Consider the following 24760-nt stretch of genomic DNA (forward strand, 5'->3'; position numbering starts at 1 on the left):
ATCATCGTTAACCTGGGTTTTTCAACAAACTGTTGACACCCCGTCAGGCCAGTCGTAGCTTCTTGCGCACCGGACCGGCACTGCGGTCACCGGGTTCCCCCGGGATCATCCAGCCGGCATGTGAACCACTTCAGCGGAGAAGCGCATGGCTACGACCACCGGTGTGCAACGGCTCAACGACTCGTCCCGAGCCGATCTCATCGACAGGCTGCTGAGCTGCCTGGACATCACCCGATGGGCGGCCGACGTCGCCGACGCGCGCCCCTTCGCCGACGCCGAGGCCGTGCTCCGGGCGGCCGACGCCGCCGCCCCGGGACTCACCGACGCCGAGATCCAGCAGGCCCTGGCCGCGCACCCCCGGATCGGGGAGCGCCCGAAGGACACCGGCCGCAGCGCCGAGTTCTCCCGCGACGAGCAGGCCGGGGTCGGCGACGACCTCGCCGAGGAGCTGCGGGCCGCCAACCTGGAGTACGAACGCCGCTTCGGCCACGTCTACCTGGTGTGCGCCAGCGGGCGCAGCGGCCAGGAGCTCCTGGAGATCCTGCGCTCCAGGCTCGGCAACACCCCGTCCGACGAGCTGCGCATCGTCGACTCCGAACTCCGCAAGATCGCCGCGCTGCGGCTGGCGAAAGAGATCGAAGCATGAGCGCTGTGACCACCCACGTCCTCGACGCCGCCCAGGGCACGCCCGCGGCCGGCGTCGCCGTCCGACTGGAGACCGCCGACGGGAAACCCCTGGCGGACGGGACTCCGGAAGCCACCGGCCGGACCGACTCCGACGGCCGCTGCCGCGACCTCGGCCCGGAACGCCTCGACGCGGGCGACTACCGGCTGACCTTCCACACCGGTGAGTACTTCGACCAGCGGAGCACCCCGACCTTCTACCCGGAGGTGTCGATCACCTTCCGGATCACCGATCCCGGGCAGCACCACCACGTTCCACTGCTGCTGAGCCCGTTCGCCTACTCCACCTACCGAGGGAGCTGAATCATGGGCATCTCCATGGGCCCGAACCAGTACGGCAAGGCTGAGGTCCGCCTCGTCACCGTGGACCGCTCGACGCCGCGGCACTCCATCAAGGACCTCAACGTCAGCAGCGCGCTGCGCGGCGACCTCGACGCGGTGCACCTCACCGGCGACAACGCCAACTGCCTGCCGACCGACACGCAGAAGAACACCGTCTACGCCTTCGCCAAGCAGCAGCCGGTCGGCGAGATCGAGGACTTCGCGCTGCGGCTGGGCAGGCACTTCGTCTCCACCGCCGACGGCATCACCGGCGCCCGCATCCTCATCGACGAGTACAACTGGCAGCGCATCCCGGTCGAGGGCACCGGCCACGACCACTCGTTCTCCCGCGCCAACGACGAGAAGCGCACCACCGCGGTCACCATCGACGGCGACACCGCGCACGTCGTCTCGGGCCTCAAGGACCTGGTGGTGCTCAAGTCCACCGGCTCGGAGTTCTGGGGCTACCCGAAGGACCAGTACACGACGCTGGCCGAGACCACCGACCGCATCCTGGCCACCGCGGTCACCGCCCGCTGGCGCTACCGGCACACCGACGTGGACTGGGGCAAGAGCTTCGAGTCGATCCGCGCCACGATGCTGGAGGCCTTCGCCACCACCCACAGCCTCGCCCTGCAGCAGAGCCTCTACGAGATGGGCAAGGCCGCGCTGGAGAAGCACCCCGAGCTGGCCGAGGTGCGGCTCTCACTGCCGAACAAGCACCACTTCCTGGTCGACCTCTCCCCCTTCGGGCTGGAGAACGACAACGAGGTCTTCTTCGCCGCCGACCGCCCGTACGGCCTCATCGAGGGCACGGTCCGCCGCGACGACGTAGACGACGCCCCGATGGCCTGGTACTCCCTGGCCGAGTTCTGAGGCTCGGCCGACTCATCGCACTCGCGCGGTGAGGATCGTGAAATCCACTGGTAACCAAGGCGTTCCGACTGGGACGTCCGGTCCGCTGTGCCCAAAAGTCCACTGTGGACCTTCATTGCGTTGCAACACAACGAAAACCGGGAAAGAACACCTAGTGCCGATAGTGACGTGACAGCAAGAACCGGCGGGCTTGGGAGCTAGAGCAATGGCCAGAACCGACACCGGAAGCGCAGTGCACCCGGTCGACGAGGTACTGCCACCGACACGGCTCATCGCCTTCGGCGTGCAGCACGTCGCGGCGATGTACGCGGGAGTGGTGGCACCACCGCTGATCGTCGGCGAGGCCATCGGCCTCCCCCCGCTGCAGATGACGTTGCTCATCGGCGCCAGCCTGTTCACCGCGGGCATCGCCACGGCCCTGCAAGCTCTCGGCGTGTGGAAGATCGGCGCCCGGATGCCGTTCGTCAACGGTGTGACGTTCGGGTCCGTGGCGCCGATCCTCGCGATCGTCGCCCAGCAGAGCGGGTCGGCCAACCCGCTGTCGGTGGTCTACGGAGCCGTGCTCATCGCCGGTGCGCTGGCGTTCGTGGCCGCACCGTTCTTCTCCCGGCTCGTCCGGTTCTTCCCGCCGGTGGTCAACGGCACCGTGATCACCCTGATCGGGCTGTCGCTGATGCCGGTGGCGATCAAGTGGATCGCCGGGCAGGACAGCGAGGCCCCCGACTACGGCGCGCCCCAGAAGATCCTCCTCGGCGCCATCACCTTCGTGCTGGTGCTGCTGTTCAACCGCTTCCTCACCGGCTTCCTCAACCGGATCGCGCTGCTCATCGGGCTGCTGGTGGGCACGCTGATCGCCTGGCCGATGGGCCTGATCGACACCAGCACCTTCGACTCCGCCCCGCTGTTCAACCTGCCGATGCCGTTCCAGCTCGGCGCCCCCGCCTTCAGCTTCACCGCCACGCTGTCCATCTGCATCGTGATGCTGGTGGCGATGATGGAGAGCACCGCCGACATGATCGCGCTCGGCGAGATCGTGGACCGGCCCGCCGACGAGAAGACCATCGCCGCCGGTCTGCGCGCCGACGGCGCGGGCAGCGCGATCTCCGCCCTGTTCGGCGGATTCACCTGCAGCGCCTTCGCGCAGAACATCGGCCTGGTCGCGCTGACCGGCGTGCGCAGCCGCTTCGTGGTCGCCACCGGCGGCGGCGTGCTGGTGCTGCTGGGCCTGTTCCCGGTGGCGGGCGCGGTCGTGTCGCTGGTGCCGCAGCCGGTGCTCGGCGGCGCCGCCCTGGTGCTGTTCGGATCGGTCGCCACCAGCGGCATCCGGACGCTGAGCACCGCCGCTCTCGACGACCCGCGCAACGGCCTCATCGTCGCCGGATCCCTCGGGCTCGGACTGATCCCGGTCGTGGCGCCCTCGTTCTACGAGCACTTCCCCGCCGCGCTGCAGACCGTTCTCGACTCCGGGATCAGCACCGGCTGCATCGCGGCCCTGCTGCTGAACCTGCTGTTCTCCCACCGGAAGAAGACAGAACCGGCCTGAGTCGCCGGAAATGCCGGGACGCGGACGGATTTCGCCGTCACCTAACTGAGATGTTCACAGTCCGCATTGCTCCACGCGAATGAATTCCGGCTCGTGAACGGAGCCATTCACAGTTGCGCGGGAAACCATTGCCGACCGGGCTCGTTGATCCTCCAAATGCCGCGCCAACCCCAAGGAATTCGTATGCGGATGCGGAGCCTGATCACCACGAGCCTGGTCGGCTTGTCTTTGGTGGTCACCCAAGCCAGCGCCGGCGCAGCCGCCGGCGACCCGCTGATCGACAAGCAGTGGGGGCTGCAGCAGCTGCACGCCCCCGAGGCCTGGGCCTCCAGCACCGGAGCCGGGCAGACCATCGCGGTCGTGGACACCGGTGTGGACCTCGGTCACCCCGAGTTCGCCGGCAAGCTCGTCCCGGGCGCCACCTTCGCCTGCGGCGGAGCCCCGGCTCCCTGCGGCAACGGCGACTGGACCGGCGCCGACGGCGTCGGCCAGGAGGCCGACGTGCACGGCACGCACGTCGCGGGCATCGCGGCCGCGGCAGCGGGCAACGGCGTCGGCGGTGCCGGCGTCGCACCGGACGCCAAGATCATGCCGATCAAGGCGCTGGAGAACGGTTCGGGCACGTTCGAGGAGATCGGGGCGGGCGTGCGCTACGCGGCCGACCACGGCGCGAACGTGATCAACCTGAGCCTGGGCGCCCAGCCGGGCATCCAGGTGCTGACCCTGCTGGGCATCCAGGCGGCCACCAAGGACGCCATCGCCTACGCCCGCGACAAGGGCGTGGTCGTGGTGGCCTCGGCGGGCAACGAGACCGCGCCGCTGTGCGACACCCCGTCGTGGGAGCAGGGCGCGCTGTGCGTGGCGGCGACCGATGCGAACGAGATGCACGCCATCTACTCCAACCTCGGCGTCAAGCTCAACCTGCGGGCCGTCTCCGCGCCGGGCGGTTCCTCGCTCGGCGACTGCGACGGCGACGTGTGGTCCTCCGTGCCGCGCGGCATGGGCAAGCCGGAGTGCGGGCAGGCCGACTACGACGCGCTCGCGGGCACGTCGATGGCCGCCCCGCAGGTCGCCGGTGTCGCCGCGCTGCTCGGTGCGCAGGGACGCGACGCCGCCGGCATCGAGGACGCGCTGATCCACACGGCGCAGACCCCGATCGCCGGTCTGCGCGGGGTCTACAACCCCGTGTACGGCTACGGCGTCGTCGACGCCGCGGCCGCGGTCGGCTACCAGGGCTGATCTCCACCTCCCTTTCGAAAGTCGCGGCCGGCAGCAGCTTCCGCTGTTGCCGGCCGCGACTTTTTCATTCGCCGCGCGAAGCGCTTTCCTCGCGAAACCGGTCGCATGAGCCACTCGTTCTACGGAAGAATGGTCCGAAGGGTTGCCGCAGCGTGACCCGAATGATCATGAAAATCCCCGGGAGCGTGCAGTGGACCTTTCCAAGCTGTTCCAAATGGTGTCCCCCGCGAAGCAACACCATTCGCGCGGAAGCAGTGATCACCACCGCCGGCACCGCAGCGGCAGCAGCGATCACCGCCGCCACCGGCACGACAGCAGCAGCGGGCATCGCCGCCGTTACGGCAGCAGCGACCACCGCCGTCGCCACCGCAGCCACAGCTGATCTCCGCTGTGCTGATCGAGTCGTTGACCTCGTCCTACTACTACGGAGAACCGGAGCAGAACTGGGGAACTCCCGGGGCCCCGCTGGCCCCCGGCGACGTCCTGGCCTCCGGCTACCGCGTCGTCGACCACCTGCGGCGCGGCAGCCGCCTCGACGTCTACGACGTGTGGAGCGAGCAACGGTCCTGCCGCTGCATCGCCAAGACGATCCGGCCCGAGCGCGCCACCGATGAGCGCGCCATCGCGTGGCTGCGCAACGAGGGCGTGCTGCTCACCCAGCTCACCCACCCGCACCTGGTGCGCGGCTACGAGATCGTGCGCAGCAACGAGCCCGAGCGCCCGGCGGTCATCACCGAGACGCTGCCCGGGCACACGCTGAGCTACCTGATCGGCGCGCTGGGCAGGCTGCGGCCCGCCGACGCGGCCGTGCTGGGCATCCAGCTGTGCTCGGTGCTGGGCTACCTGCACGGGCACGGCTGGGCGCACCTGGACGTGAAACCGTCGAACGTGGTGGAGATCGGCGGTCGCGCGGTGCTGCTCGACCTGAGCCTGGTGTGCCGGATCGGCGAGAAGAGCTCGGCGGGCACCTTCGACTACCTCTCGCCGGAACAGGCCCGGGGAGAGCGGATGTCGCCCGCCGCCGACGTGTGGGGCCTGGGGGTGACGCTCTACGAGGCGCTGTCGGGAACGACGCCGTGGGCGTCGGTCTCGCACCGGGAGCGCACCGCGGGCGGCAGCAGGCACTACCCGCAGCGCGACGAGCGCGCGGCACCGCTGCGCACCCACCGGCGACTGCCCGCGGCCCTGTCCCGCACCGTCGACGCCTGCCTGGAACCGGATCCCGCGTCCCGCCCGAGCATCGCCGAGGTCTCGGCCCGGCTCGTCGAGTTCTCCGGCATGGATCCCCGCTCGGTCGGCACCTGACGACGCCGCCGTTAACACGCTCTGCACACGACCGGAACGCCTGCGTCACGACCGCCGACGCGAATGTCCGTATTTTGGATGGCTGTCGGTTCTGGCGATCACAGGGAGGTGCAGCGTGAACACTCTCCGCATCCCAGGTGCCCGGCGGTGAGCCGGAAGCGCGTCGTCGGGCGGACGGGCGCGCGGTTCGGGTCGGCCGCGATGCGCGAGACGTGGGAGGAGGCCGAGGCGGAGGAGGACGACCTCCCGCCGGACGAGGACGATTCGATCGCCGAGCTGTCCGGCGCCCGGTTCGGCTCCCCGTCGCTGCGCCGACGCTGGAAGCGCGAGGCCGAGCTGGCCCGCGAGCCGGAAAGTGAAGCGCTGCAACCGATTCCGCCACCACCGGAGCCGGAACCCGAGCCCGAGCCCGAAACCGTCGAGGTGGTCGAGCTCGCCCCGCCCCCGCGTCTCCCGGAGACCCAGTGGGACGAGCCGCCCGCCTCGCTGATCCGCCCCTACGCCCACACCGCCGGCCGCACCCGGGCGCACCTGTCGCTGCCGCTGGAAGCGCTGATCTCCGCGACCGGCCGCTGCCCGCTCGACGACCGCCCGCCGGAGTGGCGGACGATCTCCGGGCTGTGCGCGGCACCCCGGTGGCCGAGATCTCGGCGACGCTGTCGATCCCGGTCGGCGTCGCGCGCGTGCTGATCTCCGACATGGCCGACTCGGGCGCGGTCACCGCCCACGACACGGTCGAAAGCGACGGCTCGGTCCCGAGCCGCGTGCTGATGCAGCGCGTCCTCGAAGGACTGCGGCGGCTCTGACGCGCTAGCGGATGTCGAGGACGACGGCCGTGACGTTGTCGTCGGCGTCGTGGTCGAGGGCGGATTCGACGAGGGAGTCGCAGATCTGCTGCGGTTCGGCGTCGGCGCCCAGCAGCGCGGCCAGCTCCTCGGTGGTGTGGGCGTTGTAGAGCCCGTCAGTGCACAGCAGGATGCGGTCGCCCGGCTCGACCGACGTCTCGGCGTGGTCCAGCTCCACCTCGGGCCCGACGCCGATGGCCCTGGTCAGCACGTGCCGGTACTGGTGGTTGCGCGCCTCGTCGTCGGTGACGCGGTGGGCCCGCAGCAGTTCGGCGGGCACCGTGTGGTCGTCGGTCAGCTGTTCCAGCTCCCCCTCGCGCAACCGGTAGAGCCGGGAGTCGCCGACGTTGAGCAGCACGGCCCCGGCGTCCTCGGTCATCGCCAGCGCCACGACGGTGGTGCCCATCTTCGTGCCGTCTCTGCTCGCCCGCTGCCACACCACCTCGTTCGCCCGGTGCGCCGCCGCCAGCAGCCCGGACGTGGTGCGGTCCTCGGCGAAGGCCTGCTCCAGGGTGTCCAGCGCGAGCCGGCTGGCGACGTCGCCGTGCACGTAGCCCCCGATGCCGTCCGCCACCGCGAACAGCCCCTCGGCCACGAGCGAGGAATCCTGATTGCTCTCCCGGCCACCCACGTGCGTGCTGGATCCGGGCAGAACGGTGCTGGTCACGGCAAATCCCTTCCTAGGCGGCGCTGCCACCCCGGATCACCGCCCCGCCGCGGACACCCGCCCGCCACGACCACTCCCCGAGGCCCACAGCTCGTACAGCCCCAGAGCATGGCCCCAACCCCCCGGAAAATCCCAACATCACACGCCCTCGCACCCAACCCGAGACAAAACCTGCGGTATTCGCCCGGTCAAAACCTGCGGTATTCGTCGGGTCGAATACCGCAGGTTTTGCCCTGTGGAATCCGGGGGTTTTTGACCTGTTCCGGGTTGGTTCGGGTGTGTTGGTGGAGGTCAGAGGCGGCCGAGGGTGCGGAGGTCGGGTTCTGGGAGGCCGGTGAGGGCCTTGACCTCGTCGGCGTCGGTGGCGCCGTTGTCGAGGGCGCGGACGAAGGACGCCGCCAGGGCGCGGGCCGTGGCGGGTTCGTCGAGGACCTCGGCCGAGCCGGTGCCCGTGTAGGCCGCGAGGCGGGCCGCCTCGGCGGGGGCGGAGTCGCGGAACGCCGCGAACACCGCCGCGTAGCGGGTCACCAGCTGCGCCGGGTGCAGATCCCAGCCCTGGTAGAAGCCGTGCTCCAGGGAACGCCGCACCAGCCCGTAGTGGGTCCGCCAGCCGTGGACGACCTGGTCGCCGACGGGCAGCACGTTGGTCGAGCCGTCGGAGAGGAACACGCCGGTGCCCGCCGCGGCCACCTGCATGGCGTGCCGCGCGTAGTCGCAGGCCCGGTGCGCGAGGTGCTGGTGCGCGGCGGTGAGCCCGCAGGAGGCGGTGTAGTCGTAGGTCCCGAAGTGCAGCCCGGTCACCCGCCCGGCCCCGGCGCGCAGGAACCGCGGCAGCGCGAAGCGGCCCTCGGAGTCCACGATGGACTGGGTGGTCTCCACCTGGATCTCGAACCGCAGCGCGCCCTCGTCGAGCCCGAACCGCTGCTCCAGCAGCCCGAGGATCTCCACGAACACCTCGACCTGCGCGACGTCGACGACCTTCGGGAAGGTCAGCACGAACTCGTCGGGCACGCCGCCGGTGCGCGCCAGCAGCGCGGTCAGGAACAGGTCGAGGGTCCGCACCGAGCGCTCGCGCAGCTCGGGCGTGTCGTAGGACTTCACCCGGAGCCCGAAGTTCGCCGGTGCCACGCCGTCCCGCAGCCAGTCGGCGACGACACCGGCGGTGCGCACGGCGTCGTCGTCCTCGGCGTCGGCGAGGTAGCCGTCCTCGAAGTCGATCCGCAGGTCCTGCACCGGCGCCCCGGCCAGCTTCGCCCGGATCCGGGGGTGCACGGCCTCGGCGATCTCCGAGGTCAGGCCGAGGATCTCGGCCAGCCTGGAGGGTGTGGCGGCGTGCTCGTCGAGCACCGCCAGCGCCTGATCGGCCCAGTCCCGCAGCACGGTCGCGCCGACCTTGTCGGCGGGCACGTAGCAGGTGTGCACCGGTTGCCGGTCGGAACGGGCACCCGGGTAGGTCCGCGCCACGTGCTCGTCCACAGTGGATAAACGAGCGAGCCGCCGGGCGACTTCCGCGGAGTCCAACGAGGTTTCAGCCACTTGCACCCTCCCTAGAGACAAAGCGGGGGCACCGGTGCGCCCGGTACCCCCGCGATGACAACTCAGTCGATCTGCTCGTAGGCGGGCAGCGTCAGGAAGTCGACGAACTCGTCGGCCACCGCCACCTGCTCGAACAGCTCCACGGCGCGGGAGAGGTTCTCGGTCGGGAACCCGGACTCCGCGCGCAGCGCCTTCTCCGTGTCGGCCAGGACCTGCCGGACCAGCTCCAGCGTCACGGTCTGGCCGTCGGCCAGCTTCACGCTGTTGTGCAGCCACTGCCAGAGCTGCGAACGCGAGATCTCGGCGGTCGCGGCGTCCTCCATGAGGTTGTGGATCGCCGCCGCGCCGTTGCCGCCCAGCCAGGACACGATGTAGCGCACGCCGACGTCGACCGCGCCGCGCAGACCCTCGATGGTCTTCTCACCGGGGGTCTCGGCCACCGCGAGCAGCTGGTCGGCGGTGACGGTGACGTCATCGCGCTTGCGGTCGATCTGGTTCGGCTTGTCGCCCAGGACCGCGTCGAACTCCTCGAAGCAGATCGGCACCAGACCCGGGTGCGCCACCCAGGAGCCGTCGAAGCCGTCGCCGGCCTCGCGCTTCTTGTCGGCGTGGACCTTCTCCATCGCCGCGGCGTTGGAGTCGTCCTTGGTCGGGATGAACGCGGCCATGCCGCCGATGGCGAACGCACCGCGCTTGTGGCAGGTGCTCACCAGCAGCTCGGTGTAGGCGCGCATGAACGGCGCGGTCATGGTCACCGCGTTGCGGTCCGGCAGGATGTACTTGTCGGAGTCGCGGAAGGTCTTGATGACGCTGAACAGGTAGTCCCAGCGACCGGCGTTGAGACCCGCGGAGTGGTCGCGCAGCTCGTAGAGGATCTCCTCCATCTCGAACGCGGCCGGGTAGGTCTCGATCAGCACCGTGGCGCGCACCGTGCCGTGCGGGATGCCCAGTTCCTTCTGCGCGTGGGTGAACACGTCGTTCCACAGGCGAGCCTCGAGGTGGCTCTCCATCTTCGGCAGGTAGAAGTACGGGCCGCTGCCGCGGTTGATGAGCTCCTGGGCGTTGTGGAAGAAGTGCAGGCCGAAGTCGACCAGCGCGGCCACGACCGGCTTGCCGTCGACCTCGATGTGCTTCTCGTCGAAGTGCCAGCCGCGCGGGCGCACCAGCGGCACGGCGTGGGTGATGTCGTCGCGCAGCGTGTAGGACTTGCCGCCCGGCACGTGCAGCTCGATCTGCTTGCGGACGAGGTCGTAGAGGTTGACCTGACCGGACACGACGTTGTCCCAGTGCGGGGTGTTGGCGTCCTCGAGGTCGGCCAGCCAGATCTTCGCGCCGGAGTTCAGCGCGTTGATGGCCATCTTGCGGTCGGTCGGGCCGGTGATCTCCACGCGGCGGTCGGCGATGTCGGCCGGCGGCGCGGCGACCTGCCAGTCACCCTCGCGGATGTGCTTGGTCTCCTCGAGGAAGTCGAGGCGACCCTTCTCGGCGGCTTCCGCGCGACGCTGCTTGCGGCGCTCGAGCAGCTCGTCGCGCCGGGCGCCGAAGGCGCGCTGCAGACCGGCCACGAACTGCAGCGCCTCGGCGGTGAGGATCTCGTCGCCACGCTCGACGGCGCCGCCGAGGACCTTCACCCCTGCCGTTTCGGACATGAATCGTCCACCTCTTTCTGCTGCCGGATTTCAGACGGTGGCTGAGGGCTCACCTTGCCGCGTGACGAGCCGGCGCGCACCCGCGAGCAGGGTCGTCACAAGCGGAGAACATCCACATGAAATTCTGCATCGTGGATGTTAGTTTCCACATAGCGTCAAAAGCAACATGAGCTTGCGCACGCGCCACGAACTAGACTTCGGCTGGATCCACCAAGAGGGAGTTCTGCGATGACGACTGGCCCACGGCGGGCGAACCAGGGCGGAGGGGTGCAGTCGGTCGAGCGCACCTTCGAGCTCCTGGAGCTGATGGCCGATGCCGGCGGCGAGGTCGCCCTGTCCGAGCTGGCCGACAAGTCCGGGCTGCCGCTGCCCACCATCCACCGCATCATCAGGACCCTGGTGAACAGCGGTTATGCCCGGCAGCAGCCGTCCCGGCGGTACGCGCTGGGGCCGCGGCTGATCCGGCTCGGCGAGACCGCCAGCCGCGCGCTGGGCTCCTGGGCGCGGCCGTACCTGGCGGAGCTGACCGAGGTCACCGGCGAGTCGGCGAACATGGCCGTCCTCGACGGCACGCAGATCGTCTACGTCGCCCAGGTCCCCTCGCCGCACTCGATGCGGATGTTCACCGAGGTGGGCCGCCGGGTCGACGCCCACGCCACCGCGGTCGGCAAGGCCGTCATGGCCACCATGCCCGCCGACGAGGTCACCCAGCTGCTGTCGCGCACGGCGATGAACCCGCAGACCGAGCGCACCATCACCGACGTGGAGTCGATGCAGGAGGAGCTCGGCCGCATCCGCGAGCAGGGCTACGCGGTCGACGACGGTGAGCAGGAGGTCGGCGTCCGCTGCTACGCGGTCGCGGTCCCCGGCGCCCCGGCGGGCGCGGGCATCTCCATCTCAGGCCCCGAGGGCCGGATGACCCGCATCGCCGCCGACGAGATCATCCCGGTCATGCAGCGCCTTGCCCAATCCCTGTCCACGGAGCTCAGCGCCACCGCCTGACCGGCGGTTCCCCTCCCCGAGCGCGACGTCACCTCACCGACGGGTGTTCCCGATTTCCATGGACATCGCGGCGTCGGCGGGACCACCAGAGCAGGGCGAGGACGAGCGCGGCGAGGGCCAGGAGGGGGACGCCGAGGAGGCCGACCGCGGTGCGGACGTGGTCGTAGGCGTCGCCGGAGTAGGCGCCGAGGAGGGTCAGGCCGGTGCCCCAGAGGAGGCCGACCGGGGTGTTGCAGGCCGTGAACCGCAGGTGAGGCATGCCCGAGCGGGCCGCCAGGCGCGGGACGAGGGTGCGGACCACGGCGAAGCACTGGGAGACCGCGGCGGTGCGCCCGGCCCGCCCGTCGAGGGCGGATTCGACGCGCTTCATCCGGGTCTCGCCCACCCGCTCGACCAGTCGCCGGTTCAGGGCACCGGGGTGGGAACCGCGGTAGAAGCCGTGCTGGCAGCCGAGGATCGTGGCCGCCGAGGCGCCCAGCGCCGCCGCCCAGACCGGCAGCGCGCCGTGCCCGGCCAGCCAGCCCAGCGCCAGCACCGTGCCCGATCCGGGCAGGAAGACCCCGATGAGCAGGCCGGACTCCGCGAACAGCACGGCGGCGGCGACCGCGAGCGCGAGCAGACCGGGGAACCCGGCCAGGAATTCCGTCACCCGGTGAGCTCGCCGAGCCGCTCCGGCCAGCCCTCGCCGCGCGGTTCCAGGGTGAGCTCGCGGACGTCGTCCTCGCGGCGGCGCAGCCGCAGCATCAGGTGCGTCTCGGAGAGCCGGTCGGCCAGGCCCTCGCCCCACTCCACCACCACGGCGGCGTCGGTGAGGTCGGTGTCCAGGTCGAGGTCGTCGATCTCCTCCAGCCCGCCGAGCCGGTAGGCGTCGACGTGCACCAGCGACGGCCCGTCGGTCTCCGGGTGGTGCACGCGGGCGATGACGAACGTCGGCGAGGTGATCCGGCCGGTCACCCCCATGCCCGCCGCGATGCCGCGGGTCAGCACGGTCTTGCCGGCGCCCAGCGGCCCGTCGAGCAGCAACAGGTCACCGGCGCGCAGCACGGCGCCCAGCCGGCGGCCGAACTCCAGGGTGTCGGATTCCTCCGGCAGTTCCAGGGTTTTCAGCGCGGCACTCAACTCCCGGTCCCCTTCTTGAACTTCATCCCGGTGGCGCGCCGCAGCATCGCCACGATCTCGTTGGTGACCAGCTCGGGGCGCTCCAGCATCACCGGGTGCCCGGCGCCCTCGACCTTGACCAGCGTCGCGTCCGGCAGCTCCCCGGCCAGCACCTCGGCGTGCGGGGAGAACGGCGTGAGCTTGTCGACGTCGCCGCTGAGCACCAGCACCTCGCAGGTGCTCAGCGCGGCCAGGGCCTTCTTGCGGTCGTGCAGGCTGATCGTCTCCAGGAAGTCGGTGACGACCTCCACGGAGGTGGCGCCGATCATCTCGGCCATCAGGTCCACCACCGCCGGGGACACCTTGCGGTCCCCGAAGGACAGCGCGCGGATGATGTTCCACGCCAGCCGGTCGCCCATCTTGCGGGTGCGCTCGACCAGGCCCTGGTTGAGCTCGGACAGCAGCGCGAGGCCGCGCGGGACGGGGTTGGCGCGGGACAGCCAGGTGCGCGGCAGCCCGGCTTCGCCGAGCTGACCGGCGGAGGTGCCGATGAGCGCCACCGCCCGGACCCGGTCGGCGAACAGCTTCGGGTTCTGCTCGGCCAGCGCCATGATCGTCATGCCGCCCATCGAGTGCCCGATCAGCGCGATCGGTCCGCGCGGGGCGGCGGCGCGCAGCACGGCGTCGAGGTCGCGGCCGAGCTGGTCGATGGTGCTGTTCTTCTTGCTGGAGTGCCCGGAGCGGCCGTGGCTGCGCTGGTCGTACTGCACCAGCCGCACCTTCGGTCCGAGCAGTCCGGGCAGGTCGCGGCGCTGGAAGTGCCAGCAGCGGGAGTCGAGCGCGAAGCCGTGCACGAGCACCACGGTCAGCGCGGGCTCGCCGCCGGAGGCCGGGCCGATCTCCTGCACCGACAGCGGGACGCCGTCGTCGGCGGCGACGGTGGACTGCCGGTCGGGGCGCAGCCTGCCGAGGGGTTCCTCGACGAACGCCTCGTCGCCCTTGCGCTGCACGGCGGCGCGCGTGCTGTGCGCGGCCGCACCGACGGCGGCGCCGGTGACCGCGGCCCCGATCACCCCGCTCGTCCAGGCCAACGCCTGCCACACCGGTTTCACGTCGCCTCCAGTCGGCTCCAGCGGCGGAACGTGAAGATCGTTACAGAGCGCGGTGCCGGTTGCACAGCGTTGTGTGCGGTGCGCCCCACTCCCGTCACCGAATCCTGGGCGAAATGACGCTTTCCGGTCATGATTCCTCCGCTTCGGAGTTCACGACCGTCCGCGTCACCCGCGGCCGGTACATGCCGGTGACGATCTCGTAGTGGATGGTGCCGAGCTCGTCGGCCCACTCGGCGGCGGTCGGTTCGCCCCGGTCACCGGGGCCGAAGACGATCACCTCGTCGCCCTCGCGGACCTCGTCGTCGCCGCAGTCCACGACCAGCTGGTCCATGCACACCCGGCCGCGCACCGGCCTGCGGCGCCCGGCCAGCCACACGTCCATCCGGCCGGACAGGCTGCGCGGCACGCCGTCGGCGTAGCCGACCGGCACCAGCGCCAGGGTGGTGGGCTCGGTCGCGGTCCACGAGTGCCCGTAGGAGACGCTCTCACCTGCGGGAACGCGCTTGGTCAGGGACACCGAGGAGCGGAACGTCATGGCCGGTCGCAGGTCGTGGTCCCCGGCCTGCGGCACCGGGTCGAGGCCGTAGACGGCGATGCCCGGGCGGACCAGCTCGAAGTGCAGGTCGGGGCGGGTGAGCACGGCGGCGGAGTTGGCCAGGTGCCGGATCGGCGTCAGCCCGGCGGCGCGGGCCTGCTCGTAGGCGCGGGCGAAGCGCTCGGCCTGCCTGTCGATCGACGGGTGGCCGGGCTCGTCGGCGCAGGCCAGGTGCGACCAGACGGCCTCGACCCGGATGTGCCCGGCGGCCTCGGCCTTCGCGGCGGCCTCGACCAGCGCGGGCCACAGGTCGGCGGGGCAGCCGCTGCGCGCCAGTCCGGTGTCGATCTTGAGGTGGACCCGCGCGACCCGGTCCTGCGCCTCGGCGGCGGAGACGATGCGGGCCAGCGTGGCCTGCGAGGACGCCGAGAGCTCGACGTCGGCGGCGATGGCCGGGCCGAACTCGTCGGCCTCGGTGAACAACCAGCACAGCACCGGTGCGGTGATGCCGCCCTCGCGCAGCTGCAGCGCCTCGCCGAGCGCGGCGACGCCCAGCCGGTCGGCCCCGGCGCTCAGCGCGGCGCGCGCGACGGTCAGGGCGCCGTGGCCGTAGCCGTCGGACTTCACGATCACCATGGTGCTCGCGCCCGAATCGGCGGCGTGGCCCGCGAGCACCCGGACGTTGTGGCGGATCGCATCGACGTCGATCCGCAGGTCGGCGCGGTACACGGGCTGCTCACTCATGGCCCGCTCATGGTCCCACATCAGCCATCCCGCCCTTCGCCCGACGTGGCCTTTCCCCAGCTCAACGCACTGGTGGGACGGCCCGCACCGGCGAGGGACACGCGATTTCCCACCATCGGGTGGGATCGGCCGGGTCAGGAGGGCAGGGCCGCGTCCCGGACCGCGCGGATGGCCGCCGGGACGGCGTCGAGCAGCGCCGAGGCGCCGATGGGGGCTCCGGCTTCGGAGCGGGGACCGTCGGCGGTGGCCCCGTGGGCCGCGATCTCCGCCGCCAGCGAGTGCACGTGCGCCGCGTAACCGCAGGTCAGCAGGGGTTCGACACCGGTCGCGAGCAGTGCGCCGATGAGACCGGTCAGCACGTCGCCGGAACCCGCGGTCGCGGGCCAGGCCTGGCGGGCGTCGTTGACCAGAACCCGCCCGTCGGGAGCCGCGATGACCGTGGTGTTGCCCTTGAGCAGCACGAACGCGTCGAAGCGAGCGGCGACCTCGCGGGCCTCGCCCACCCGGTCCGCGCCGAGCTCCGCACCGGACAGGCGCGCGAACTCGCCCGCGTGCGGGGTGAGCACGAGCGGCGCGTCGGGGTCGCGGGAGTCCCACATGGCCTCGTCCTCGGCGAGGATCGTGATCGAGTCCGCGTCGGCGCACACCGGCCGCCCGGACTCCAGCACGAACCGCAGCACGTCCCGGCCGCTGGCCCCGGTCCCGATGCCGGGGCCGACCGACCACGCCTGCACCCGTCCGGCGTCGCCGATCGAGCCGGTGGCCACGGTCTCCGGCCAGCGGGCGCGCACCTCGTCGGCCGCCGGACCGGCGTAGCGCACCATCCCGGCGGTGGCCCGCACGGCCGCGCCGGTGGCCAGCACCGCCGCTCCGGGGTAGGTCGCCGAACCGGCGGCGATGCCGACGACACCGGTGCTGTACTTGTCGTCCTCCGGGCCCGGCACCGGCCAGTTCTCGCCGATGTCGGCGGCGTCGAGCAGCGACAGCTCCGGCTCGGGCAGCTCCTCGGTGACGCCGATGCCGACGGTGGTGACCTCGCCGGAGCGCACCGCGCCCGTGCCGAGCACGTGGCAGGGCTTGAGGCCGCCGAAGGTCACCGTCAGATCAGCCGAGACGGCGGGACCGTCGACGGCGCCGGTCGTCGGGTCCACCCCGGAGGGCAGGTCCACGGCCACGATCGGCACGATCACCCGGCGCACCAGCTCGGCCGCGACCGGCCGCAGCGCGCCGCGCGCGGACAGGCCCACGATGCCGTCGACGACGAGGTCCGCGCGTTCCAGCGCGTCGGCGGCCTCGGCGCCGATCCCGGTCGTGTCGGCGCCCGCGCCCTCGGCGGGGACCGCACGGCCCCCGGCTCGGCGAAGCCCTTCGAGCCCGGCCGGGTGCGCCTTGTCGGGCGCCAGAAGCACGGCGGTGACGCCGACGCCGCGGCGCCGCAGGAACGCTCCCGCCCACAGCGCGTCGCCGCCGTTGTTGCCCGCCCCGACCAGCAGCGCCACTCGGCGACCGGCGACCCCGCCGGTCTGCTCGGACAGCAGCCGCGCGCACTGCACCGCGACCGCGTGGGCGGCCCGGCGCATCACGGCCGGTTCCGGGGTCCGGGCGAACAACCGCTGCTCGGCTTCCCGGACCTGGTCAGGAGTCCACACGCCCTGCATCACGAGCCCTCTCGCCCGGGGACAAGATCCGCCGACAGTCTGCCGCAGGCCCGCCGCCACCTCCCGGGTGACACGAAATCGGGAACCCCCGGGGTCACTCGACGGTGACGGACTTGGCGAGGTTGCGGGGCTTGTCGACGTCGTAGCCACGGGACCGGGCGATCTCGGCCGCCAGGACCTGCAGCGGGATCGTCGACACCAGCGGCTGCAGCAGCGTCGGCACGGCCGGGATGGTGATCAGCTCGTCGGCGAAGGGCTCGATCTCCTCGTCACCCTCCTCGGCGATCACGATCGTGCGAGCACCGCGGGCCTGGATCTCCCGGATGTTGGAGACCATCTTGGCGTGCAGCAGCGCCCGCCCGGTCGGCGACGGCATGACGATCACGACCGGCAGCTGGTCCTCGATCAGCGCGATCGGACCGTGCTTGAGCTCGCCCGCCGCGAAGCCCTCGGCGTGCATGTAGGCGAGCTCCTTGAGCTTGAGCGCGCCCTCCAGCGCCACCGGGTAACCGACGTGGCGGCCCAGGAACAGCACCGCCTTGGAGTCGGCGAGCTCCTTGCCGAGCTTGCGGACCTGGTCGACGGTCGACAGCGTCGAGCTCACCGCCTCCGGCATGGCGGCGAGCTCGTTGAACTCGCGCGCCACCTCGTCGGAGTACTTGGTCCCGCGAGCCTGCGCCAGGGCCAGCCCGACCAGGTAGTTCGCCGCGATCTGGGCGAGGAACGTCTTGGTGGCGGCCACCCCGATCTCCGGGCCGGCGTGGGTGTAGAGCACCGCGTCGGACTCGCGCGGGATCTGCGCGCCGTTGGTGTTGCAGATCGCCAGCACCCGCGCCCGCTGGGTCCGGGCGTGCCGCACGGCCTCCAGGGTGTCGGCGGTCTCACCGGACTGCGAGATCGCCACCACCAGGGTGTCGCGGCCCAGCACCGGGTCGCGGTAGCGGAACTCGCTGGCCAGCTCGACCTCGACGGGGATGCGGCACCAGTGCTCGATGGCGTACTTGGCCAGCAGGCCCGAGTGGTAGGCGGTGCCGCAGGCGACGATGAAGACCTTGGTGATGTCGCGCAGGTCCTGCTCGGTGAGCCGCTGCTCGTCGAGGACGATCTGGCCGTTGGCGAAGTGCCCGCGCAGCGTGTCGGCCAGCGCCGCCGGCTGCTCCTCGATCTCCTTGAGCATGAAGTAGTCGTGGCCGCCCTTCTCGGCGGCCGACAGGTCCCAGTCCACGCTGAACGGCTTGGCCTCGACCTCGGTGTTGTCGAAGTCGGTGACCCGGTAGCCGTCGCGGGTGATGCTCACGACCTGGTCCTGGCCGAGCTCCACGGCGTCCCGGGTGTGCTCGATGAACGCCGCCACGTCGGAGGCCACGAAGTGCTCGCCGTCGCCGACGCCGACCACCAGCGGCGACGAGCGACGCGCCGCCACGATCGTTCCCGGCTCGTCGGCGTGCGTCACGACCAGCGTGAACGCGCCTTCGAGGCGTCGCGCCACGGCGCAGACGCTGGCGGCGAGGTCACCGGCTGTCGGCCCGGCCGCGTAGGCGGCCGACACCAGGTGCGCGGCGGTCTCGGTGTCGGTCTCGCTGGCCATCTCGACGCCGTCGGCCTCGAGCTCGGCGCGCAGCGCGGCGAAGTTCTCGATGATGCCGTTGTGCACCACGGCGACCCGGCCCGCCGAGTCCCGGTGCGGGTGGGCGTTGCGGTCGGTGGGAGCACCGTGCGTCGCCCACCGGGTGTGACCCATGCCCGAGTTGCCCTCGAAGCCGGTGCCGTCGCCCTCGGCGAGCTTCTTCTCCAGGTTCGACAGCGCCCCGGCCGCCCGCTCCACCGCGAGGCCGCCCTCACCGTCGAGCAGGGCCACGCCTGCCGAGTCGTAACCCCGGTACTCCAGTCGCCGAAGTCCGCCCAGCACGACTTCCAGCGCCTGGCGATGTCCTACGTAACCCACGATGCCGCACACGCGAGCCAGGGTAGCCATTCCGCCCGAACAGAACATGACGGAGCCCTGGTGACCCACATCGCTCGGGGTTCTCCGATCGGAAGGATCACGTAACAACGCGCTACCTCGCGCGTGCGTCTAGATCCGCTACGGTTATCGACCATGGCGCGCAAAGCCAAGAAGCTGCCCTCCGCGAAGCACGCGTTCGTCGAGCTGTCCCGTCGTGGTCCGCACGACGTGCTGCACGGCGACATGGCCCTGGTCGGCCTGCCCGGCACGGTCTGCACCCCGCGCTCGGGGACGGGACTGCCGGCCGTCGTGTTCGGGCACGGCTGGCTGCAGCCGCCGCGCCGCTACCTGGCGCTGATGAGGCACCTCGCGAGCTGGGGCATCGTCGTGGTCTCGCCCGCGACGCACCGGGGCCCGCTGGCCTCGCACCGCCTCTACGCCGAGGACATGCGCGCCGCCCTGGACGTCGCGGTCGGCGTCCGGCTCGGCGAGGGCAAGATCAGCGTCGACGAGAACAAGCTCGGCGCCGCCGGTCACGCGATGGGCGGAGGCTGCGCCGTGTTGGCCGCGGCCGAGGACCCGCGCATCAAGGCCGTCGCCACGCTGGCCGCCGCCGAGACCCACCCGTCGGCGCTCGACGCGGCCCCGAAGGTCAAGGCCCCCGCCCTGCACCTCGCCGCCGCCGACGACCTGCTCACCCCGCCGGTCGCCAACGCCGAACCGATCTCCCGCGCCTGGGGCGGCCCGGTGCAGCTGCGCACCATCAAGAAGGCCACCCACCTGGGCTTCACCGAGGGCACGCACTGGTCGCAGCTGCTGCTGCACGGCAAGCCGGAGTACACCACGCAGCGCATCACCAAGGGCCTGCTCACGGCGTTCTTCCTCCGCGCCCTCGCGAACGACCGCCGCGGCGACCTCCTGCTCAACGAGAACATCAAGGGCAGCACGATCGACCAGGTCAACACCCACGGAAAACTCGCCGCCTAGACCTCCCCGGAACCCACCCGGAACAGCACGCGGATGCGCGAGAATCCGCCCATGACCTCGCCGCAGCCGCCCTACGGTCAACCCCAGCAACCGGGATACCCGCACCAGGGACTTCCACCCCAGGGCTACCCCCAGCAACCCGCCCATCCGCAGCAGCAGGCGGGTTATCCACAGGGTTATCCACAGCAGGCGGGACCGCGGCAGGGCGGTTCTGATCCCGGCCGGATCATCGGCTTCCTCACGGCCGCCATCGCGATCATCGCGGGTCTCGTCGTGTTCTTCGACGGCCTGGACAACCTGTCCGGACTCGTGATGTGCGTGCCCGGTGGGCTGGTGTTGATCGCAGGCGGCGTGCTGCTGATCTTCCGGCTCCGGTTCGCGCCGTTGGTCCTGCTCGGAGGCGGCATCTTCCTGTTCGGGAACCTGGTCTGGGCGGTGACCTACGGGCTGACGACGATGGACCGCGACGACACGGTCATCGAGCAGTTCTTCCCCTACGCCGGGATCGCGACGTTCCTGCCCGGGCTGATCGTCACCGTGCTCGCGTTCCTGCCGATCGTGCGCAAGTCGCTCAAGCCCAAGCCCGGCGGCCCGCGCGCGGCGCAGCCGGTGCAGTTCGGCGGATACCCCCAGCAGGGCGGGTTCGCCTACCCGCCTCAGCAATCGGGATACCCGCAGCAGCAAGGATTCCCGCAACCGCCGGGATATCCGCCGCAGCAGCCGGGCGGACCGCAGCAGCCGGGTGGCTATCCGCAGCAATGACGAATCGGGCCGTGATCCTGGGGATCACGGCCCGAAATGCGTTCAGCGCAACCAGCTCTGGTTCTCGTAGTCATCGTCGTCGTCGAACACCGGCTGCTGCCGGCGCGGCGCGGGCTTCGGCGGCGCAGGCGGTTTCGGCGCGGCCGGCGGCGGGGGTGGCGGTGCGGTCCGCCGACCGAACCGCCCGGCCTGCACGTTCCACCCGTTGTCGGCCGGAGGTGCCTGCGGCGCAGGCGAAGCCGGAGCATGACCGGCCTGCTGCGGGGCTTGCGGTTCGGCGGCCTGCGCCGTCGTCGCGGCGGCTTCCTCCGCCTTGCTCTTCTGCGTCGCGTAGAGCTGCTGCCCGAACCGCTCCACCTCGGGATCGGGATCCACGGTGTCCGGTTCCTCACCGACGGAGATCTCCTGCACGCCCGACTTCTCGTCGGCGCGGCGCAGGTTCTCGGCGCGCTCGCGGATGCGCTCGACGAGCTTCTGGCCCTTCTCCGTGGTCTCCTGCGCGGACTTGTCCGCCGCCTTCGCCGCGTCCTCCCAGCTCTGCTGGACGACGCGGACGCTCGCCGCGTTCTCCCGCACCAGGCCTTCCATCGCGTTGCGGAAGGCCTTGGCGTTCTCACTGATCACCGCTGCACTCCTTCACCGGGCTTCACTGATCCCGGTCCTCGCCCAGCACGGATCGGAAGCGCACGTTGGACGCGTCCACCCCGTCGTCGAAGAGCTGGCCCTGGGTGCGCCACGGGCTGTCGTTGGTGCGCTCCTGCTCACCGCCCTGCTGCCCCTGGCCCGCACCCATCATGCCGCCCATCATGCCGCCGCCCATCGCGGTCGAACCGCCTTGGCCGGACTGCCCACCACCGGGCTGCGCACCGGCTCCCGGATCACCGCCGAGCGAGGACAGACCGGTCGACCCGGCTCCCTGAGCCGTGCCACCAGCGGGATCCCCGCCCAGCGAGGAGAGCCCCGGAGCCCCGGAATGCGGGTCCGGATCACCGCCGAACAGGTCGCCCGAGATGCTGCCGAAGAAGTTCTGCACGCCGTCACCGGTCGGTCCGGACGGCGCGACACCCGCGGATTGCGCGGTCGTAGCCGCCGGAGCACCGGGCACCGGTTCCGCAGCCGTGTCAGCGGCGGGCATCGTGGTGAAACCGCTCGTGTCCGGGGCGGGCGCGGCCGTGAAGGCGCTCGCCGCACCGGCTCCCGCCGGTTCGGGCATCGGCGGGGGCGCAGGCGCCGGAGCGGGCTCCGCCACGGGCATGCCCGGATCGACCGGGGGTGCGCCCGGTGCCGGTGCCTGCGGGGGCTCGGCCGGGTACGGACCGCCGACGATGCCGTCGGCCGGAGGAGCCTGTCCGCCCAGGGTGGGCGGCTGCGGCTCGTCGCCGAAGTCGATCGTCTGGTTCAGCGGGGGCTGGCCGCCGCCGTTGTCGACGTTGACCTTGATCTCTCCACCGGCGCCCTGTTCCAGGGTGATCGTCCGGTCGCCCTCGTGGATGACCGCGCGCCCGTCAGGACCGGCCTGGACCGGGATCGGCTGCGGCCCACCCGGCGCGGGGGCTCCCGGAGCTCCGGGTGCCGGGGCGGGCATGGCCTGCACACCGCCGGGAACCGCGCCCGGCTGCCCGGGCATCTGACCCGGTTGTCCTTGGCCGAAGTCGACCGCGTAGGTCTTGGGCTGGCCGTCCGGCCCGGTCAACTGGACCTGTGGCTTGCCGTCCGCGCCCGGTTCCTGGACCGTGACGGCGTTCTGGCCCTGGCCGAGCGTGACCTTCTCGCCTTCCGGACCACCCGGGCCGCCCTGGCCGGGCATGCCCGGGGCCTGCGGCATCTCCGGCATCTCGGGGGGCTTGGGCATCTCCGGAGCAGCCGGCATGGCACCACCGCCGGCCCCGGCGCCTCCGCCGGCGCCGCCACCAGCAGCACCGCCACCAGCGGCACCCCCGCCGGCTCCACCGCCTGCGCCGCCACCGGCTCCACCGGCGCCCTGCTGCCCGCCGGGTTGTTGCGGGCCGCCGGGCTTCTGGTCACCGCCCTTGTCGGCCGGACCGGGGTTCTTGAAGGGGTTCGCCTCCGCCTTGCCCAGTTCGTCGTTGAGCTTCTTCCAGGCGTCGTTGATGTTCTTCTTGGTGTCCTCGCACATCTTCACGAAGCCGTGCGTGGACTCCTCGACCTGCTTCGCGAAGGTGTTCCGGACGACGTTGCGACACTCGTCGCAAATCTTGTCCTTCACCTCCTGGGTGAGATCGCCACAGCTCTCGTCGATCGGGATGTCCCAGATCGAGCACGCTTTGCGCAGCGTGGTGTCGTCATCGGTCCCGTTGGCCACCGTGATGGTGGTGTCCCAATCCTGCTCGGCCTTGCCGCCGATCCTCGTGGAGTACTGGTCGAGCTCCAGAGCGGCGTTGGCCTTCGCCTGGATCAGCGAGGACACGGCCTTCACCGTGTCCTTGGTCGCCGACGCGCCATCGCTGACCGTCTGGATCACGCGTTCCTGCGCGGTGGGGGTGAACTTCGACGAGAAGAAGTCCTGCGAAGCATCGGACGCACCACCGGTCCAGCTCTTCCACAGACCGCCGAGCTTGTCGGACATGGTCTGCATCGACTCCCGCATGCCCTTCTCGGCACTTTCGAGGTCGTCGATGTTCTTGGCGAACTTGTCGAAGTTCAGCCGGCGCTGCTCGTCGTAGTGCTCCTTGATCTTGTCGAGCTTCGGGACCTTGCTCTTGTCGTTGTAGTCGTGCTGGATCTTCTCGTAGAGCGGCACCCAGGTATCGAAGAACTTCAGCCCCGGCTTGCCCGCGTCCAGCAGCTCATCACCGGATTTGGCGCCTGCGCCGCCGTTCTCACCGTTCTCGGACTTGCGCTTGACGTCTTCGAGCTTGCCCTTGCCGTCGCTGACGGCCTTGTCGTGCTCCCGCTTGTCGCTCGCGGCCTTGTCAGCCTCGCCCTTGGCGTCGTTGTAGGAGTCCTTCAGGTTCTGCTCGATGTCCGGGTTGAGGAAACCCTCGCCCCGAAGACGCCAGTAGCCGTCGTCGTACTTGTCGAGGTAGGGCTCAACCTCGTCGTTGATGCCGTTTCCCCAGAACTCATCGGAGTTCTGGCCGTACGCGATGGCTAACTGGCGCTTCTTGTCATCGGAGACGTTCGGATCGTCGAGGACCTTCTTGACGTCTTCCCACTTCGGGAGGTCGTCCGACATCAGTTACCCCCAGACTTTCCGACGGTGCCGGCCGCGTCGGCATCGGACCAGGTGTAGCCGGAACCGCTCTGCTCCAGCTTTCCGGCGAAGTCGTCCATGCCGTCGGCGAGGCTCGCGACGCACTTGGAGATCTTGTCCATCGCCTGCTGGTAGGGCTGGAAGTACTCGCCGTGGGCCTTGCCGAAGTCGGCCTGGCCCATCCCCAGGTCGGCGATGTCCTTGCTGTGCTTGTCGCGGACGGGATCCGCCGCTGCACGAATGCTTCCTCCTACCGATGAGAACTCACCGGCGTTGGCCCCGAACCCGGTCACCCTTCCCCCTCCATTCCAGGAACCCGCCGTCGCTCGCACGGCGCTCAAGCACAGGTTCCGACGTGAACCAAGACGGTCTGGTTCCTCATCTTGGCAGGAAAGGGGCGCGCGGAAGGCCGGAACGACCAGGTACTTGCATCCGCGAAGCCGTCAGCGCTGAGGCGGGTACTGCTGCTGCGGGTTGCCCCACTGCTGAGGGGCCTGCGGGGGCTGGGGCTGGCCCCACTGCTGCGGGGACTGCACCGGCTGCGGCGGCTGGCCCCAGGCCTGCGGGGCGTGCGGATAGCCCTGCTGAGCCGGTCGTTTCTTGAAGACCAAGTACCCGACGAGGAAGCCCAGGCCTCCTCCGATGACGAGCCCGATCAGCAGCCAAGGGGCCATGAACATGCCTGTTCCTCCGTCCTCGATTTCCTCGCGAACCTATCGGACGCGGGGGGACGGGGGTGGCTGCTCAGTGCATCAAGGTCTGGAGGCCCCAGCCTTGGGCGAGGATCACGGCGAACACCAGTGCGCCCAGGAGCATGCACAGGAGCGGGACGATCAGGATCGTCCAGAGGTCTCCGAGGAGGCGCATCGGGACCTCACACCTTGTGGTGTCGGCGGTTGACGTACCAGGAACGGCCCTCGTGAGCTGCGTTGACAGCCTTGAGGCCCGCGAGCATCAGCGCTCCGAACGCGATGATCCCGACAACGAGCCCAACAGCGATGAGCCCGACAACTATGGCGACGACGATGGCACCCATGT

Annotated in this window: 25 protein-coding genes and 1 pseudogene; 10 read left to right on the forward strand and 16 right to left on the reverse strand. The window is 70.8% G+C overall.

The genetic code is table 11. The features are described from left to right. Window positions 1-145: 145 nt before the first annotated feature. From uraD to BM424_RS05335, 5 genes are all read left to right on the forward strand, one after another. On the forward strand, window positions 146-646 hold the full coding sequence (uraD, locus tag BM424_RS05315; protein WP_093414086.1) for a 2-oxo-4-hydroxy-4-carboxy-5-ureidoimidazoline decarboxylase: 501 nt from the start codon (window positions 146-148) through the stop codon (window positions 644-646). Continuing rightward, complete coding sequence (uraH, locus tag BM424_RS05320; RefSeq protein WP_093414087.1) at window positions 643-987, forward strand: hydroxyisourate hydrolase; 345 nt, start codon at window positions 643-645, stop codon at window positions 985-987. The genes uraD and uraH overlap by 4 nt, the downstream gene beginning before the upstream one ends. A gap of 3 nt (window positions 988-990) precedes the next feature. Further along, the gene (gene pucL / locus BM424_RS05325; RefSeq protein ID WP_093414089.1) at window positions 991-1881 is read left to right on the forward strand and encodes a factor-independent urate hydroxylase; all 891 of its coding nucleotides are present in this window, start codon (window positions 991-993) and stop codon (window positions 1879-1881) included. Window positions 1882-2086: 205 nt separating this feature from the next. Next, window positions 2087-3424 carry a nucleobase:cation symporter-2 family protein gene (locus tag BM424_RS05330; protein ID WP_093414090.1) on the forward strand — a complete coding sequence of 446 codons (1338 nt, stop codon included), beginning with the start codon at window positions 2087-2089 and terminating at the stop codon, window positions 3422-3424. A gap of 183 nt (window positions 3425-3607) precedes the next feature. Next, the gene (locus BM424_RS05335) at window positions 3608-4663 is read left to right on the forward strand and encodes a S8 family serine peptidase (RefSeq protein ID WP_093414092.1); all 1056 of its coding nucleotides are present in this window, start codon (window positions 3608-3610) and stop codon (window positions 4661-4663) included. Between the two features lie 64 nt (window positions 4664-4727). Here BM424_RS05335 and BM424_RS28705 read toward each other — a convergent pair whose 3' ends face one another. Continuing rightward, window positions 4728-5039: a hypothetical protein gene (locus BM424_RS28705; protein ID WP_175547926.1), complete on the reverse strand. Its 312-nt coding sequence runs from the start codon at window positions 5037-5039 to the stop codon at window positions 4728-4730. Window positions 5040-5053: 14 nt separating this feature from the next. On the opposite strand from BM424_RS28705, the gene BM424_RS05345 reads away from it, so the two are divergent. Continuing rightward, window positions 5054-5968 (forward strand): serine/threonine-protein kinase, encoded by a 915-nt coding sequence (locus BM424_RS05345; RefSeq protein WP_093414095.1) that lies wholly within the window; start codon window positions 5054-5056, stop codon window positions 5966-5968. 201 nt (window positions 5969-6169) lie between these two features. Continuing rightward, window positions 6170-6774: pseudogene (locus tag BM424_RS29050) on the forward strand (DUF742 domain-containing protein). Window positions 6775-6778: 4 nt separating this feature from the next. Here BM424_RS29050 and BM424_RS05355 read toward each other — a convergent pair. From BM424_RS05355 to aceB, 3 genes are all read right to left on the reverse strand, one after another. Then, window positions 6779-7480 (reverse strand): protein phosphatase 2C domain-containing protein, encoded by a 702-nt coding sequence (locus BM424_RS05355; RefSeq protein WP_175547927.1) that lies wholly within the window; start codon window positions 7478-7480, stop codon window positions 6779-6781. A 291-nt stretch (window positions 7481-7771) separates the two neighbouring features. Beyond that, the gene (locus tag BM424_RS05360) at window positions 7772-9016 is read right to left on the reverse strand and encodes a DUF6986 family protein (RefSeq protein ID WP_093414098.1); all 1245 of its coding nucleotides are present in this window, start codon (window positions 9014-9016) and stop codon (window positions 7772-7774) included. 62 nt (window positions 9017-9078) lie between these two features. After that, window positions 9079-10665: a malate synthase A gene (aceB, locus tag BM424_RS05365; RefSeq protein ID WP_093414099.1), complete on the reverse strand. Its 1587-nt coding sequence runs from the start codon at window positions 10663-10665 to the stop codon at window positions 9079-9081. Between the two features lie 228 nt (window positions 10666-10893). Between aceB and BM424_RS05370 the strand changes: the two genes are divergently transcribed. Beyond that, window positions 10894-11667, forward strand: a complete 774-nt coding sequence (locus BM424_RS05370; RefSeq protein WP_093414101.1) for an IclR family transcriptional regulator — start codon at window positions 10894-10896, stop codon at window positions 11665-11667. A 28-nt stretch (window positions 11668-11695) separates the two neighbouring features. Here the strand turns inward: BM424_RS05370 and BM424_RS05375 are convergent, their stop codons facing one another. From BM424_RS05375 to glmS, 6 genes are all read right to left on the reverse strand, one after another. Further along, window positions 11696-12316 (reverse strand): DedA family protein, encoded by a 621-nt coding sequence (locus tag BM424_RS05375; RefSeq protein WP_093414103.1) that lies wholly within the window; start codon window positions 12314-12316, stop codon window positions 11696-11698. Continuing rightward, window positions 12313-12786 carry a tRNA (adenosine(37)-N6)-threonylcarbamoyltransferase complex ATPase subunit type 1 TsaE gene (gene tsaE / locus BM424_RS05380; RefSeq protein ID WP_245775609.1) on the reverse strand — a complete coding sequence of 158 codons (474 nt, stop codon included), beginning with the start codon at window positions 12784-12786 and terminating at the stop codon, window positions 12313-12315. Before tsaE ends, BM424_RS05375 begins: the two co-directional genes overlap by 4 nt. After that, complete coding sequence (locus BM424_RS05385; protein WP_093414105.1) at window positions 12783-13877, reverse strand: alpha/beta fold hydrolase; 1095 nt, start codon at window positions 13875-13877, stop codon at window positions 12783-12785. Before BM424_RS05385 ends, tsaE begins: the two co-directional genes overlap by 4 nt. A 127-nt stretch (window positions 13878-14004) precedes the next feature. After that, window positions 14005-15156, reverse strand: coding sequence for an alanine racemase (alr, locus tag BM424_RS05390; protein ID WP_093414107.1), 1152 nt, complete (start codon window positions 15154-15156; stop codon window positions 14005-14007). Window positions 15157-15290: 134 nt separating this feature from the next. Beyond that, window positions 15291-16814 (reverse strand): NAD(P)H-hydrate dehydratase, encoded by a 1524-nt coding sequence (locus tag BM424_RS05395; protein ID WP_093414684.1) that lies wholly within the window; start codon window positions 16812-16814, stop codon window positions 15291-15293. Window positions 16815-16908: 94 nt separating this feature from the next. After that, window positions 16909-18771 (reverse strand): glutamine--fructose-6-phosphate transaminase (isomerizing), encoded by a 1863-nt coding sequence (gene glmS / locus BM424_RS05400; protein WP_093414109.1) that lies wholly within the window; start codon window positions 18769-18771, stop codon window positions 16909-16911. Window positions 18772-18912: 141 nt separating this feature from the next. Here glmS and BM424_RS05405 point away from each other — a divergent pair, with 141 nt between their 5' ends. Both BM424_RS05405 and BM424_RS28710 read left to right on the forward strand, forming a co-directional pair. Further along, window positions 18913-19746 carry a dienelactone hydrolase family protein gene (locus tag BM424_RS05405; RefSeq protein ID WP_093414111.1) on the forward strand — a complete coding sequence of 278 codons (834 nt, stop codon included), beginning with the start codon at window positions 18913-18915 and terminating at the stop codon, window positions 19744-19746. Between the two features lie 51 nt (window positions 19747-19797). Continuing rightward, entirely contained in the window at window positions 19798-20508 is a 711-nt protein-coding gene (locus BM424_RS28710; protein WP_175547928.1) for a hypothetical protein, read from the forward strand. Between the two features lie 42 nt (window positions 20509-20550). On the opposite strand, the gene BM424_RS05415 is transcribed toward BM424_RS28710, so the two are convergent. From BM424_RS05415 to BM424_RS28715, 6 genes are all read right to left on the reverse strand, one after another. Continuing rightward, window positions 20551-21132, reverse strand: a complete 582-nt coding sequence (locus tag BM424_RS05415; RefSeq protein ID WP_093414115.1) for a hypothetical protein — start codon at window positions 21130-21132, stop codon at window positions 20551-20553. Window positions 21133-21154: 22 nt separating this feature from the next. After that, the gene (locus tag BM424_RS05420) at window positions 21155-23704 is read right to left on the reverse strand and encodes a hypothetical protein (protein WP_093414116.1); all 2550 of its coding nucleotides are present in this window, start codon (window positions 23702-23704) and stop codon (window positions 21155-21157) included. Continuing rightward, on the reverse strand, window positions 23704-24015 hold the full coding sequence (locus BM424_RS05425) for a hypothetical protein (protein WP_093414118.1): 312 nt from the start codon (window positions 24013-24015) through the stop codon (window positions 23704-23706). The genes BM424_RS05420 and BM424_RS05425 overlap by 1 nt, the downstream gene beginning before the upstream one ends. A 150-nt stretch (window positions 24016-24165) precedes the next feature. After that, window positions 24166-24402: a hypothetical protein gene (locus BM424_RS05430; protein ID WP_093414120.1), complete on the reverse strand. Its 237-nt coding sequence runs from the start codon at window positions 24400-24402 to the stop codon at window positions 24166-24168. 64 nt (window positions 24403-24466) lie between these two features. Then, window positions 24467-24589 carry a hypothetical protein gene (locus tag BM424_RS29705; protein WP_281248673.1) on the reverse strand — a complete coding sequence of 41 codons (123 nt, stop codon included), beginning with the start codon at window positions 24587-24589 and terminating at the stop codon, window positions 24467-24469. A 7-nt stretch (window positions 24590-24596) separates the two neighbouring features. Then, a complete protein-coding gene (locus BM424_RS28715) occupies window positions 24597-24758 on the reverse strand; it encodes a hypothetical protein (protein ID WP_175547929.1) in 162 nt (53 codons plus the stop codon). Between the last annotated feature and the right edge of the window lie 2 nt (window positions 24759-24760).

The organism is Saccharopolyspora flava (assembly GCF_900116135.1).
Classification (GTDB): domain Bacteria; phylum Actinomycetota; class Actinomycetes; order Mycobacteriales; family Pseudonocardiaceae; genus Saccharopolyspora; species Saccharopolyspora flava.

Coding starts and splice junctions, on each gene's coding strand:
- uraD (WP_093414086.1), top strand. CDS start 146: ATGGCTACGACCACCGGTGTGCAACGGCTCAACGACTCGTCCCGAGCC.
- uraH (WP_093414087.1), top strand. CDS start 643: ATGAGCGCTGTGACCACCCACGTCCTCGACGCCGCCCAGGGCACGCCC.
- pucL (WP_093414089.1), top strand. CDS start 991: ATGGGCATCTCCATGGGCCCGAACCAGTACGGCAAGGCTGAGGTCCGC.
- BM424_RS05330 (WP_093414090.1), top strand. CDS start 2,087: ATGGCCAGAACCGACACCGGAAGCGCAGTGCACCCGGTCGACGAGGTA.
- BM424_RS05335 (WP_093414092.1), top strand. CDS start 3,608: ATGCGGATGCGGAGCCTGATCACCACGAGCCTGGTCGGCTTGTCTTTG.
- aceB (WP_093414099.1), bottom strand. CDS start 10,665: ATGTCCGAAACGGCAGGGGTGAAGGTCCTCGGCGGCGCCGTCGAGCGT.
- BM424_RS05370 (WP_093414101.1), top strand. CDS start 10,894: ATGACGACTGGCCCACGGCGGGCGAACCAGGGCGGAGGGGTGCAGTCG.
- alr (WP_093414107.1), bottom strand. CDS start 15,156: ATGAGTGAGCAGCCCGTGTACCGCGCCGACCTGCGGATCGACGTCGAT.
- BM424_RS05395 (WP_093414684.1), bottom strand. CDS start 16,814: ATGCAGGGCGTGTGGACTCCTGACCAGGTCCGGGAAGCCGAGCAGCGG.
- BM424_RS05405 (WP_093414111.1), top strand. CDS start 18,913: ATGGCGCGCAAAGCCAAGAAGCTGCCCTCCGCGAAGCACGCGTTCGTC.
- BM424_RS28710 (WP_175547928.1), top strand. CDS start 19,798: ATGACCTCGCCGCAGCCGCCCTACGGTCAACCCCAGCAACCGGGATAC.
- BM424_RS05420 (WP_093414116.1), bottom strand. CDS start 23,704: ATGTCGGACGACCTCCCGAAGTGGGAAGACGTCAAGAAGGTCCTCGAC.
- BM424_RS05430 (WP_093414120.1), bottom strand. CDS start 24,402: ATGTTCATGGCCCCTTGGCTGCTGATCGGGCTCGTCATCGGAGGAGGC.
- BM424_RS29705 (WP_281248673.1), bottom strand. CDS start 24,589: ATGCGCCTCCTCGGAGACCTCTGGACGATCCTGATCGTCCCGCTCCTG.
- BM424_RS28715 (WP_175547929.1), bottom strand. CDS start 24,758: ATGGGTGCCATCGTCGTCGCCATAGTTGTCGGGCTCATCGCTGTTGGG.